Annotated in this window: 13 protein-coding genes; 6 read left to right on the forward strand and 7 right to left on the reverse strand. The window is 52.6% G+C overall.

Features of this window, described 5'->3' with window-relative positions; all coding sequences use genetic code 11:
- Positions 1–79 precede the first annotated feature (79 nt).
- From J2I46_RS12505 to ccoS, 4 genes are all read right to left on the reverse strand, one after another.
- Positions 80–916, reverse strand: a complete 837-nt coding sequence (locus J2I46_RS12505; protein WP_207329372.1) for a cbb3-type cytochrome c oxidase N-terminal domain-containing protein — start codon at positions 914–916, stop codon at positions 80–82.
- A gap of 7 nt (positions 917–923) precedes the next feature.
- Positions 924–1,094 carry a hypothetical protein gene (locus J2I46_RS12510; protein WP_207329373.1) on the reverse strand — a complete coding sequence of 57 codons (171 nt, stop codon included), beginning with the start codon at positions 1,092–1,094 and terminating at the stop codon, positions 924–926.
- 108 nt (positions 1,095–1,202) lie between these two features.
- Entirely contained in the window at positions 1,203–3,422 is a 2,220-nt protein-coding gene (gene ccoN, locus J2I46_RS12515) for a cytochrome-c oxidase, cbb3-type subunit I (RefSeq protein WP_207329374.1), read from the reverse strand.
- Between the two features lie 40 nt (positions 3,423–3,462).
- Positions 3,463–3,699, reverse strand: coding sequence for a cbb3-type cytochrome oxidase assembly protein CcoS (ccoS, locus tag J2I46_RS32850; protein WP_229379732.1), 237 nt, complete (start codon positions 3,697–3,699; stop codon positions 3,463–3,465).
- A 187-nt stretch (positions 3,700–3,886) separates the two neighbouring features.
- On the opposite strand from ccoS, the gene J2I46_RS12525 reads away from it, so the two are divergent.
- The 6 genes from J2I46_RS12525 to J2I46_RS12550 all read left to right on the forward strand — a co-directional run bounded on the left by J2I46_RS12525 (position 3,887) and on the right by J2I46_RS12550 (position 8,921).
- A complete protein-coding gene (locus J2I46_RS12525) occupies positions 3,887–4,303 on the forward strand; it encodes a hypothetical protein (RefSeq protein WP_207329375.1) in 417 nt (138 codons plus the stop codon).
- 153 nt (positions 4,304–4,456) lie between these two features.
- Complete coding sequence (locus J2I46_RS12530) at positions 4,457–5,206, forward strand: acyl-CoA desaturase (RefSeq protein ID WP_207329376.1); 750 nt, start codon at positions 4,457–4,459, stop codon at positions 5,204–5,206.
- 253 nt (positions 5,207–5,459) lie between these two features.
- Positions 5,460–6,209 carry a hypothetical protein gene (locus J2I46_RS12535; protein ID WP_207329377.1) on the forward strand — a complete coding sequence of 250 codons (750 nt, stop codon included), beginning with the start codon at positions 5,460–5,462 and terminating at the stop codon, positions 6,207–6,209.
- 266 nt (positions 6,210–6,475) lie between these two features.
- Positions 6,476–6,742 (forward strand): group III truncated hemoglobin, encoded by a 267-nt coding sequence (locus tag J2I46_RS12540; protein WP_229379733.1) that lies wholly within the window; start codon positions 6,476–6,478, stop codon positions 6,740–6,742.
- Positions 6,743–6,984: 242 nt separating this feature from the next.
- On the forward strand, positions 6,985–7,995 hold the full coding sequence (locus tag J2I46_RS12545) for an aldo/keto reductase (RefSeq protein WP_207329378.1): 1,011 nt from the start codon (positions 6,985–6,987) through the stop codon (positions 7,993–7,995).
- Positions 7,996–8,000: 5 nt separating this feature from the next.
- Entirely contained in the window at positions 8,001–8,921 is a 921-nt protein-coding gene (locus J2I46_RS12550) for a helix-turn-helix domain-containing protein (protein WP_207329379.1), read from the forward strand.
- 7 nt (positions 8,922–8,928) lie between these two features.
- Here the strand turns inward: J2I46_RS12550 and J2I46_RS12555 are convergent, their stop codons facing one another.
- The 3 genes from J2I46_RS12555 to J2I46_RS12565 all read right to left on the reverse strand — a co-directional run bounded on the left by J2I46_RS12555 (position 8,929) and on the right by J2I46_RS12565 (position 13,228).
- Positions 8,929–10,020 carry a Fic family protein gene (locus tag J2I46_RS12555; protein ID WP_207329380.1) on the reverse strand — a complete coding sequence of 364 codons (1,092 nt, stop codon included), beginning with the start codon at positions 10,018–10,020 and terminating at the stop codon, positions 8,929–8,931.
- Between the two features lie 143 nt (positions 10,021–10,163).
- Positions 10,164–11,756, reverse strand: a complete 1,593-nt coding sequence (locus J2I46_RS12560; RefSeq protein ID WP_207329381.1) for an aldehyde dehydrogenase (NADP(+)) — start codon at positions 11,754–11,756, stop codon at positions 10,164–10,166.
- 167 nt (positions 11,757–11,923) lie between these two features.
- Entirely contained in the window at positions 11,924–13,228 is a 1,305-nt protein-coding gene (locus J2I46_RS12565) for an MFS transporter (protein ID WP_207329382.1), read from the reverse strand.
- Between the last annotated feature and the right edge of the window lie 7 nt (positions 13,229–13,235).

The raw sequence follows: 13,235 nt of genomic DNA on the forward strand, positions 1-13,235 counted from the left end.
GATTGGTTGATTAGGCAGTTGAGGTAATTCAGAATCTAATCGAACTACAAGTCAACCAGTTGCCTAATCAACCAATCACTTAATTCACTGCCACTTTCTCGCCTTGTGCTGCCAGTGCCGGTGCTTCTTTTTCGCCCTGTGGTTCTTTGCCACCGGCAGGTTTAGAGCCTTGCAGCGACAGAATAAAACTGGCTACATACTGCACCTGTAGGGGGTTCAGCTGCTTTTTCCACGACATCATACCCTTTTCGGGGACACCCTCCGTAATGGTATGGAACACCGATTTGACCGAGCCGCCGTGCAGCCAGTATTCATCGGTCAGGTTGGGGCCAACACCACCTTGTCCGGCGGCACCGTGGCAGGCTACACAATAGGTCGTGAACAGGGCTTTCCCTTCGTCAATCGCCTTGGTGTCTTTCACAAGTGTCACTGTATTCTCGTTGATCGAGCCTGCCACGCGTGTGATATACGCCTGCCGCTGCACATCGGCAATGGCTATTTCCTTATCGTACTCGGCCACCTGCAAATCGCTTGAGCCGATAATGTGGAACAACAACAGGTAAATTGCCGCGAAGCCAATGGTGCTGTAGAATAGGTACATAAACCAGGGCGGCGTTGGGTTGTCGAGTTCAACAATGCCATCGTAGGTATGTTCGAGTGCCAACTCTTTTTCGTGGCTGAGCGGCCTCAGCCCCGTGAATTTTTCCCAGGCGGATAGTTTCGGTGTAGCCGTTTCAATGGCCGTTTCCGGGTTGATCATCTGCCGTAGGACCGTGGCTAAATAGATGGTCAGGAGCAGGATCATCAGCATACTAATGGTGATGATCAATAGCAGCACCGCCCAGAGTAGGTCTTCACCCGTTGTCAGGTTGAAGAGGCTACTGGGGATGTTGGCGGTAAGAAGGTGTGCGTTCATGGATAGATCAGGCAGCGGGTGAGTCATCTAACGGCAGGCGGCTGATTTGCTCAAGCTGCTTTTTGTCGACCAGTATCAGGTACAGGCCCATCAGCAGAAAGAAGGTGAGGAAGGTCAGAAACGAGCCGACCATATAGACATCAGCACCGGGAATGCGGGATATAAATTGCTTGAACATTGGCGTAAGAGTTGGTAGTCGATAGTTGGCAGTCGATAACCGCGTTGCTGAGGCATGAGATGGTAGTATCAGCAGCGCAACTATCGACTGCCGACTATCGACTTTTTTTCACTGAGGACTATTTTTGATATCCGTACCCAGCCGTTGCAGGTAGGCAATCAGGGCAACGATCTCGCGATCTGGTTTCACCTTGATACCCTCTTTGGCCAGTTTGGCACTGATCTCTGAGGCCTGGTTCGTCAGGGCATCGTTGGCGCCGGCGATCTCGGCATCCTCGTACGGAACGCCCACTTTCTGCAGGGCACTCAGCTTATCGGCCGTGGCCGACACGTCGAGTTGTTGCGATAGCAGCCAGGGATAAGCGGGCATGATCGAACCAGGCGACATTGAGCGCGGATTGTCCATGTGGTAGTAGTGCCACGAGTCGGGATAGCGGCCGCCTTCGCGTTGCAGATCCGGTCCGGTTCGTTTGCTGCCCCACAGGAAGGGGTGGTCATACACGTATTCACCTGCTTTCGAGTATTCGCCGTATCGCTCTGTTTCTGAACGGAATGGGCGAACCAGCTGGCTATGACAGTTCACACACCCTTCACGGATGTACAGATCGCGGCCCTGCACTTCGAGCGCCGTGTAGGGTTTCACGGAGGCAATCGTAGGTACGTTGCTTTCAACCATGAATGTTGGCACCAGTTCGATCAGCGAACCAATCAGAATGACCACGAGCGAGCCAACCAGCATCGGAATAGGCTTGCGTTCGAACCAGCGGTGCCAGTAGGCATCATGTCCGGTTGGCACGAAGTCTTTCTGTAGAGCAGGGGCTTCGGCCTGTTCATTGGCCGTTAGCGTACCGGCCGCCATTGTTTTGAAGAGGTTATACGCCATCAGGATAGCGCCCACCAGGTAGATGGTTCCGCCCACAGCCCGCATCATGTGCATGGGTAACAAGCGGAGCGTGGTTTCCAGGAAGTTAGGGTACTTCATCAACCCTTCAGGCGTAAATTCTTTCCACATCATGCCCTGCGTGAAGCCCGATATGTACATAGGAATGGCGTAGAACAGAATGCCTAACGTACCCAGCCAGAAGTGCGTGTTCAGCAGTTTCTTCGAGTACAGCGGCGTGTTGTACATGCGTGGAATGAGCCAGTACAGGATAGCAAAGGTCAGGAAGCCGTTCCAGCCAAGCGCACCTACGTGTACGTGGGCCACAACCCAGTCGGTAAAGTGAGCAATGGCGTTCACGTTTTTGAGTGAGAGGAGCGGACCTTCAAGTGTAGCCATCCCGTAGGCGGTAAGGCCCACCACCATGAACTTAAGAATGGCATCTTCGCGCACTTTATCCCAGGCACCGCGCAACGTCAGCAATCCGTTGATCATACCGCCCCACGATGGAGCAATGAGCATGATGGAGAACACAACCCCGAGCGACTGCGCCCAGTCGGGCAGCGAGCTATACAATAAGTGGTGAGGGCCAGCCCAGATGTAAATGAAAATCAGAGCCCAGAAGTGAAGGATCGACAGTTTGTAGGAATACACCGGCCGGTTGGCCATTTTAGGCAGGAAGTAATACATCATACCCAGGTAAGGAGTCGTCAGGAAAAACGCCACCGCGTTGTGACCATACCACCACTGAACCAGCGCATCCTGAACGCCCGCATACATCGAGTAGCTTTTCAGAAAGCTTACCGGCATCTCCATCGAGTTCACGATGTGCAACACGGCGATGGTGACGAAGGTGGCGATATAGAACCAGATGGCGACGTAGATATGCCGCTCGCGCCGTTTAAAAATGGTACCGAACATGTTGATGCCGAACACCACCCAGATCAGCGTAATGGCTATGTCGATCGGCCATTCCAGTTCGGCATATTCTTTCGCGGTGGTCAGTCCCAATGGAAGCGTAGCAACAGCCGAGAGGATAATGAGCTGCCAGCCCCAGAAGTGAATTTTGCTGAGTAAATCAGAAAACATACGCGCCTTGCAAAGCCGCTGCAACGAGTAATAAACGCCCATAAAAATGGCATTGCCTACAAAGGCGAAAATGACCGCGTTGGTGTGTAGTGGCCGGATACGCCCGAAGGTGGTGTATTGGTTGCCCATGTTGGCAGCTGGCGCGAATAACTGAGTAGCTACGATCACACCCACAAGCATGCCGACAACGCCAAACAGGATGGTGGCGATGGCAAAGTTGCGAACAATGGTGTTGTCGTAGGCGAAACTCTCGGCAACCGGCGGCTGACCTTTCGGCGGTTGCCCAATGGCTTCCCGACCAGGCCCATCCAGGCGGGGGGGAATAATCACAGGTGGAGGATTATTGGTAACTGAGTTCATAGAGCAATAGAGGAAGTTTTAAAGAGTCGACGGGGTGGCATTAACTGGTTGGCGCGCTGATTGGCGTATCGGCCGGTAGCTTGGTGGGCGGGGGAGTGGTTGGTGCAACTGGCTCGCCGGTAGCTGATGTATAAGGCGTTGTGTCGTCTAGAAGCATCCTGATCGAAGGCGTATAGAGATCGTCTTGCTGCCCGGTGCGCATCGACCAGATAAATGCCGCCAGAAAACCCAGCGCCATCAGCAGACTGATTCCAATCATGAAAAAGATGATAGACATATCATTGATGTTTGATAGGTCAAAAGTGGGGCGTGCGCGGAGGGCTGCCGATGAGGTTTATCAGTGTCGGTCGTGATAAAGTTCAGGTACGTTCCGGGCTGATTTTTGTCAATCGACGGCCTGATGCAGATCAGGTACGTAGCGTGCCGGAAGCACGAATTTTACGGGGTCAATGATCCCAATACATATGAACAATGTCGCTCAATCGCCACGTCAATTGGCTCAACCCGCGCTACAAACCTGCCGTACGCAACATCAGGCATGGGCGGTTAGTCTGGAACAAAGTGAAGAAGAGATCGATCAGTTATTGACGCTGCTGGCCGATCTGCCGAGCGACAGCTTTCGGAGCCTGAATCACCCTATCGTTGGGTATATGCAGTCGCTCGGTCGCCTGAAATCCCGGATTCATAACCTGCGGGTCGATGTGGTCTGTACGGGTGCCAGTTGCTCAACGCCTGCTCTGGCTTCGGCCTGTCCTGATCCGCATTTTAGCCAACCCGTAAACAGCAGCAGCATTATTTCGGCTGTCTCAGCCGAATATGACCGCATGAAAGATCGGTGTCAGGCTTTCCTTAGCGAGCTAATGCTGCTCAACCTGATTTAATTAACTACAGCTGCCGCAGCAATGGATTGTTTCGCGCTGTAGATAGCCGACGCGTGGCTCGTCGACAGCAAGAAGCACCCTGAAGTTAACGCAGGTCTGCCCGCCCGGTTTGGGTTATCTGCAACTGTATAATCGGTTGCCAACCACTACATCATGATCATTCTATGCTTTTTTTTGGCGCACTGGTACCTTTCGGTGCTGATGCAGACCTTTTTTCTCCACCGCTACGCCGCCCACCAGATGTTCACCATGAGCAAAGGCTGGGAAAAGTTCTTCTACACACTGACCTTCATTAGCCAGGGGTCGTCATTTCTCAGTCCGCGGGCCTACGGCATCATGCACCGCCTGCACCATGCCCATGCCGATACCGAGAACGACCCACACTCGCCGGAGTATTCCAAAAATCTGTTCGACATGATGTGGAAAACCCGGCTGATCTACAACGACATCCTGAACGGCCACGATTCGGTACCGGCGAAGTTCAAGAAAGGCGTGCCTAACTGGACCTTCATGGAATGGCTCGGCGATCGCTGGCCCGTTCGGCTAGCCTGGGCAGGCGCTTATACGCTGTTTTATATTCAGTTTGCTACGTCGCCCTGGCTGTTTCTACTGCTTCCATTCCATTTTCTGATGGGTCCGGTACATGGCGCCATTATCAACTGGTACGCGCACCGCTACGGCTACACCAATTTCAAGCTGGAAGACACCGCCCGTAATCTGCTGCCGTTCGATTTTCTGATGATGGGCGAATCGTACCACAACAACCACCATAAATTCGGCGGCCGCCCCAACTTTGGTGGCTTCCGCTGGCACGAATTCGACCCCGCCTACCCAATGATTCTCCTGCTGAACAAACTAGGCGTGCTGAAATTGAGATTGGGGCGCGACGAAGCGTATATGTAGTGACTGTTTTTTTGTCATCCCGACGACAGGAGGGATCTTGAGTTTTATCAAGCATACAGTTAGATAGAACTCAAGATCCCTCCTGTCGTCGGGATAACAAAAAACTACAGATCCAAAAGTTTGAACACCTTCGTAGAGAAGGGATTAGTTCGCGAAGCTTTATCATTCATGTTTTACCCTGATATCATCGAATGATTTAGTATATGAAGTAATCAGTTTGCTTACCTTACTGGCTCATTTACTAAACAACCCGATGGATACAGTTTCTACAAATAAGCAGCTTCAGGCTGTTTACGAAAGCTATTTAGCTACCCTGCGCCAATCAGTATGGGATGAGAAGATGTCTTCGCCATTGCTGATGCACGTCTTCGACGAGTATGAGACCGTTTCTAAGAAGATCATGTTCGTCGGACAGGAAACTCACTCATGGGCAGGCTGCATGAATGAAAGGAGGGAACTGAGCAAGCTGCTGGAAGAATACGAATCTTTCCAACTTGGTAACGCCTACAAAGGAAGATCTGGAACCGGTAAGCCGCGACCACTCAATAGCCCTTTCTGGAATTTCAACAGAAGTTGTTTTGCAGGAATAAACGGATTGAACGACCGACGTAATAAAGGGTTTCTTTGGTCCAATATCTCAAAGTTCGACATTAACGGTACCACGCCTAGTACGAGCCATATTGAGGCTCATCCAGAAGGTTTTGAGCTGTTGATTCAGGAGATTAGCATTACTAAACCGGACATAGTTGTCTTCTATACGGGTGATAAATACCAAAAATACCTAAATGAAAAGCTCGACTTAGAAGAGTCGAAATGGCGACAGTTGGGTGATGAAACTATACCCTTGAAGACAAGCAACTGCACAATTGGCAATCACCAATGCCGTCTTTTTCGGACTGAGCATCCTCGAACGTTTTGTCAGGGAAAAAACTACAGAGGTAAAGGGATGTATCGGAAAGTATTGGATAAGCTTATCGAAGAAGCGTCAACTGACAATCGTTGATTTCACTATGAGTTAGGCTGTTGCTTCGTGTTCCACCAGCTTTGCATCAACTCGTCGGCTAATTGGTCTGCTTCTTCCTGGTTACCACCTAGCTGCGATGACAGCTCCTTAAGTCGTAGCGTACGAAGCAGACGCTCAACGTCATCGGCCGTAAACGTTGTACGGTCTAAACGAATGACCTATTCAGTGGAGGTTGTTTCAATACGCATAAAAAACCGGTCTTTGATCAACAAAGATAAGTTTTACCAACTGCTTTTCTAAAGCCAATGACTACGACCCTGAACGATATAGAAACGGAGGCTGATATTGCCTACTTCCTGAGTCGTTTCTGCGATCAAGTTCGAAAAGATGCTGAACTAGGCTACATGTTCGATGAGGTAGCCAAGGTGGATTGGTTGGCGCACCTGCCGAGGGTAGCTGCTTTTTGGTCGGGTATTCTGCTTGGTTCAGGTACGTATCAGGGTAACCCCATGCGTCCACATTTTGAGCTGGCGCAGAAAACGCCGATCTCACCTGAACACTTCGATCAGTAGCTTGCCTATTTCGAGGAAACTTTGAACGACTGCTTCACGGGCGAACATACCCGCGAGGCCCTGCTCAGGGCACAGGCAATCGCCGCCGTCATGCAAAGCCGGATGTATACGGCGGGTTTGTTGCAGACTCAATAACGACCCTAATTCTGGATACAACGATACGGGTTTTGGCTACTTTTTGGCTTGTGCGCTTACGGACCTTTGCATGGTCGAAATAAGACACAGCAAACCAAAAAGAGACAATGAACAGTATTCCAACAATGAATTTGGGTAGTCAGGGACTGGTAGTTCCGGCCATTGGGCTTGGCTGCATGGGTATGACCCAGATCAATGGTGCCGATATCTACGGTAAGTCCGACGAAACGGAAGCCATCGCCACCATTCACCGATCGCTCGAACTGGGCGGTAATTTCCTCGACACGGCCGATCTGTACGGGCCACTCCACAACGAACGCTTGATTGCCAAAGCCATTAAGGGCAACCGCGATCAATACATCATCGCCAGCAAATTCGGCTACGAGATCGACGATGCCGGCGACCTTACGTGGCATATCAACGGCCGGCCCGACTACGTGAAGAAGGCCATTGAGCGTTCCTTGAAAAACCTTGGCACCGACTATATCGACCTGTATTACCTGCACCGGCTCGACCAGAACACGCCTATCGAAGAAACCGTTGGCGCAATGGCCGAGCTGGTGAAAGAGGGCAAGATTGGCTACATCGGTCTGTCGGAGGTGTCGCTGGATACCGTGAAGCGCGCCCATCAGGTTCACCCGATAACGGCCGTGCAGACTGAGTATTCGCTGTTCGAGCGTAACCCCGAAGAATTGGGTACGTTGCCGGGATTGGCCGAACTGGGCGTTGGTTTCGTTGCCTATTCGCCGCTGGGCCGTGGTTTCCTGTCGGGCGATATCACCAGCCCGGACGATTTTCCGGCCGACGATTTCCGACGCAGCATTCCCAAGTTTCAGGGCGAACAGTTCCAGAAGAATCTTGACCTGGTTGAGGCGATCAAAACCATGGCTGGCGAAAAAGGAATAACGCCGTCTCAACTGGCTATTGCCTGGGTACTGGCGAAAGGGGCACTACCAATTCCCGGTACCAAGCGCGTCAGGTACGTTGAGCAGAACATCGCCGCCACCTCCATCACGCTAACTGCCACCGAACTGGAACGCCTGGAAGCCATTGTTCCGTTAGGCCTATCAACGGGCGACCGCTATGAATCTGTTGGTATGAGCATGGTCGACAAGTAAGCGTTATGAAAAAAGAAGCCAATCACCCCTACGTCATCGAGTCGGTTTCGGAATTACATCGGCTGATGAGATTGCCGAAACCAGCCCATCCGCTGGTGAGCGTCATTGACATGAGCGACATCGTTTGCCACATCGATGTGCCGACCCAGAGTTTTGTTTATAATTTCTATTCGATCTGCATCAAGAAAGGCTTCACCGGCAAGTTGAAGTACGGACAGAATTATTACGATTTCGACGAAGGGGTGATGACTTTCTTTTCGCCCGGTCAGGTGATCTCGACCGTAACGCCCGACGATATGGCCATGTCGGGCTGGTGGCTTACGGTGCACCCTGATTTTCTGCTGAACCACGCGCTGGCAAGAGGCATCAAAGACTACGGTTTTTTCTCTTACGCCGTCAACGAAGCCCTGCACGTTTCAGATAAAGAAGAGGCGATGATCAAATCGATCATGCTGAACATCGCACAGGAATACTATGCTCCGATCGATGGTTTCAGTCAGGATGTGATGCTATCGCATATCGACCTGCTGCTCAACTACGCCAACCGGTTCTATAATCGCCAGTTCATCACCCGAAAACACGTCAACAACGACCTGCTGACCAGGCTGGAAACGATTCTGACAGACTATTTCAACGGCGACAAGGTACAGGAAATGGGCCTGCCAACGGTGCAGTATCTGGCCGACCAGCTATCGATTTCGCCAACGTACCTGAGCGACATGCTCCGTTCGCTAACCGGACAAAGTACCCAGCAACATATTCATAACAAGCTGATCGAAAAGGCCAAAGAGAGCCTGACAACAACCTCGTTATCCGTCAGCGAAATCGCCTACCGCCTCGGTTTCGAGTACCCGCAATCGTTCAGCAAACTATTCAAAAGCAAGACCAACGTTTCTCCGCTCGAATTCAAGCACTCGTTTAATTGATACGTAACTAGTCAGCGAGTAGGTCAATCAGGCGCTGGTTCACGTAGTAAGTAGTTCGGCCTGTCTTGGTTGCTGTCAGCACGCCCCCCTGAGCCAGCAGCTTCAGGTACGTTGTGGCTGTTTGTCGCGCCATAAAGCCACGGCGTTCCAGGAGTTCAATTTTCAGATAGGGTAGTGTAAACATCAGTTGCAGGATCGAGTAATCGTACCGGCTCCCTAATGCCTGTCTGACTGGGCCTTCCATATCGGCCATCAGTTGAAGCATCCGCCTGATTTTACTGGCTGTAAGTCTCGCTGTTTCACTAATGCCCGTCAGGATAAACACAATCCACTCTGCCCAGGCGTCCTGTTCAGTTACCTGTCGTAGCAACCTGTAATAATCCTGTTTATAGGAATTGATATAGCGACTGAGGTAAAGCACCGGCTGCGGAAGCAGGTCTTGCTGCACTAAATAGAGTGCCATCAAAATCCGGCCTGTTCGTCCGTTTCCATCCAGAAACGGGTGAATTGCCTCAAATTGATGATGAAGTAAGGCCAGCTTAATCAGCGGGTCGGGCTTATCGGGCGAGTCTTCTTCGTTGATAAACTGTTCCAGTGCTGCTAATTTCTGGCGTAATACGTCTTCGCAGCAAGGTGGTGTATAAACAACTGACCCGCTGTTGGCGTTCTTGAGCGCTGTGCCGGGCGTATTTCGAATGCCTGCTCGATTCTTTTTCAGCGTTTGCACAACCTCTACGAACGTATTCGTTGTCAGTAACTTATGCTGAGCGTTCATGTGGTCTAAGCCAACGTAGAGCGCCTCACGGTAACTGAGCACCTCTTTTGCGGCGGCGTTTTGTCCATCCTCGTCGGCTATGGCTCGATATAGTTCGTCCTGGGTAGTCACTATATTCTCAATAGCCGAACTATCGCGACTTTCCTGTAGTACCAGCGTATTGATTAGAATAGTCGGGTCAGGTAAGGAGGCGCATAAACCGCTCAGTTCACCCAGATACCGGGAAGCCTGTGTAAGCACCCGGTTTATCGTGGGGCTATGGAAGTCAATGGCAGGTGGAAGATCGGGTAAATCGTTGTAGGGAAGGCTGGGATCGTAGGCCATTGTTCATGTTAAATAAATGGCACTTTTTGTACATGAAGCCTTCCGTCATGTTAAACTTCTTAACATGACGGAAGGCTTCATGTACAATTATAGGCAAAAATTTAACATGAACCATAGCCTAAGGTACCTGGAAGATGCTCTGACTAGATCGCCGCCTGCGTCCAGGCTCCGTTGACCAGGCGCAAACTGTTCAACGGATTGCTGTTTTGCAGGAGTGCAGGTAGCAGGTGATCCGGTACATCCTGATAAGCGACCGGCCTGACGAACCGGCTGATCGCGGCGGTACCTACCGACGTTGAGCGCCCATCCGTTGTGGCAGGGAACGGGCCACCGTGTTGCATGGCGTGGCATACTTCAACGCCTGTTGGGTAGCCGCCGTAGATGACCCGCCCCGCTTTCTGAGCCATCACGCGAAGGATGGGCTGCACGGCGGTTTCGTCGGCGGGAAGGGCATGGACGGTTGCCGTTAGCTGGCCTTCGAGCGATGTTAATACGTGCAACAGATCAGCCGTATCGGAGCATAGTACGACCAGCGTTGCCGGGCCGAAAACCTCGTCGCCGAGTGCTTTGTGTGCCAGAAAATCGGCAGATCGAACAACGTGGGCGGCGGGGCGTGCTTCGTAGCGGGTCGAGTCAGGTTCCTGTTCCGAAACCGCCAGCAGGCTAACGGCACTGTTGCTTTGCAGGGCTGAAATGCCGCTCACATACGCTTTGTGGATGTTTCGGTTGAGCATCGTTGCCGGTACGGTGTTGCCTATCTGCCGGGCAAAATGGGTCAGGAATTGCTGTGCCGCCTCACTATCGACCAGCAGCACCAGCCCCGGATTGGTACAGAACTGACCAGCCCCCAGCACGACCGACGCCGCCAGTTGACCGGCCATTTTTTCGCCTTCTTCCCGCAATGCCTGTTCCAGCAGCACTACCGGGTTTATAGCGCTCATCTCGGCATAGACCGGAATGGGGTCTGGGCGCGAAACGGCGGCGTTGAACAGCTGCATGCCCACCTGACGGGAGCCGGTAAAGCCCACGGCTTTGATCGTTGGGTGCTGCACGAACCGGATCACATCGGCATGTGACAAGTAAACCGACGAGAAAACGCCGTCGGGCATACCCGTTTTTTGCGCCGCACGGATGATGGCCGTCGAGATCAGTTCGTTGGTGCCCGGATGCGATGAGTGCGCTTTTACCACTACCGGACAACCAGCCGCCAACGCCGACGCCGTGTCGCCACCGGCGGTCGAGAAAGCCAGCGGAAAATTACTGGCCCCAAATACGGCCACCGGTCCGATCGGAATAAGCATGCGCCGGATATCGGACTTGGGTAAGGGTGCGCGGTCGGGTTGGGCGGTTTCTATGCGGGCATCGGCCCACCAGCCGTCGCGGAGGAGTTGGGCAAACAGTCGTAATTGTCCGCAGGTACGTCCCCGTTCGCCGGTGACGCGGGCCAGTGGCAACCCCGACTCGGCCGAGCAACGCTCCATCAATGCCGGGCCGAGGTCCATGATTTCGTCGGCAATGGCGTCCAGGAAATTGGCCCGTTGGGTGTAGGGCAGTTCGCTGTAAATCGGGAAGGCGTTGTCGGCGAGCGCCAGGGCCTGCTCCAGTTCAGCGCTTGTTGCCTGGTGAAACGAGCCGGGCAGCAGATCGTTGGCCGATGTGCTAAATGCCTGAAACGTGCGCTCGCCAAGTGAACTGGTTGTGGAGCCAAGAAAATTCTGGCCAGCAAATGGATGCATAAGTTGGGGTGAAGTTGTAGTTGGTGAGTAAATGATATAAGTATTAGTATGTTGATTGTTAGGTGGTTGCATTGATATACTGCTTCGCGAGCTAGTGTTGTGCTTCGTGCATCCGGGCACGACGCACGAAGCAATAACACAGCGCGAAGTAACACACCACCATTACGTTACATCAAAACAGGTTCAACGCCGGCGTCTACATACGCATGGAGTTCTTTGTTTTTGACCAGCGGCCCCATAAACAGAAGCATGATCAGTAAGCCGATCAGGGCAACCGCACCGAAGCCGATGAACAGGATGTTGTATGCCGCCGCGTAGCCTAAGGTGGTGGAGTAGGTTTTCAGCACAATGCCCGAAAGCGACTGAAACAGTGCTCCACCCAGACCCGTACCGACGCAGGCCAGCCCCCATACCGACGCCGCCGCACTTTTGGGCACCACATCGGCCGGAAACGCCAGTGAATTAGCGGTGTAGGCGGTGTAGCCAAAACCCGCCATGCCAAAAACGAACATGGCTGATAAAGGCGTGGTGATAACAAACGGGCCAATCAGCAGCGACGAACCCATGATCAGACCGGCGATGGTCACAGCGATTTTACGCGCACGGGGAATAGGCACGCCCTGCTTGATGATGAACTGGGTGAAATAACCGCCCACCAGATTACCCACGTCGGCAATGATGAACGGGATGGTGGCGTACCAGCCAATCTGTTTCAGATCCCAGTGGTGTACGTCGACCAGATAGCGGCCAATCCAGAAGGTGACGAAATACCAGACCGGGTCCATGAAGGTTTTGGAGAGCGTGAACATGATCACGAACCGCGTTTTGAGCAGTTTCAGCGGCGGAATAATTCGGGCTTTGGCTTCCTTCGCCGACTGTTCGGGCGTGTAATACGTGAACCAGAAAATGGCCAGCCACAGGTAGCCAAACACCGCCAGAATGATGAACGTAGCCTGCCAGCCGTATTGAATACCCAGGTACGCGACCATGGGCGGCACAATGACCGCACCCAGCGCCGAGCCACTGTTGAAAATGCCGGATGCCGTTGAGCGTTCATTGGCGGGAAACCACTCACTCGTCAGTTTGATGGCAGCCGGCCAGTTGCCTGCCTCGCCAATGCCGAGCAGAAACCGACAGACCCCGAATTGCAGGGGCGTAACGGCAAACGCGTGGATGAGGCCGGCACTGGTCCAGAAAGCCATGCAGAGGGCGTAGCCAATGCGCGTGCCGAGCCGGTCGATGACGAAGCCCGAAAACGCGTTGGAAATCATGTAGGCCACAAAAAAAGCGGTGCCAATGTAGCCGAACGCGTCGTCGGGAATAAGCTTGCGTAAGTCGCCATCGGCACTTAAGTAGTTGAACGACAGTCGATGAACGTAATTCAGTACCGTTGCCAGAAACGCCAGGCCCACCATAACCCAGCGCATCTTTAACGGCGCAGGGTTGGTCAACAAACCGATCTGATTGTCCATAAGGAGA

The sequence above is a fragment of the Fibrella forsythiae genome, assembly GCF_017353175.1.
Taxonomy (GTDB): Bacteria; Bacteroidota; Bacteroidia; order Cytophagales; family Spirosomataceae; genus Fibrella; species Fibrella forsythiae.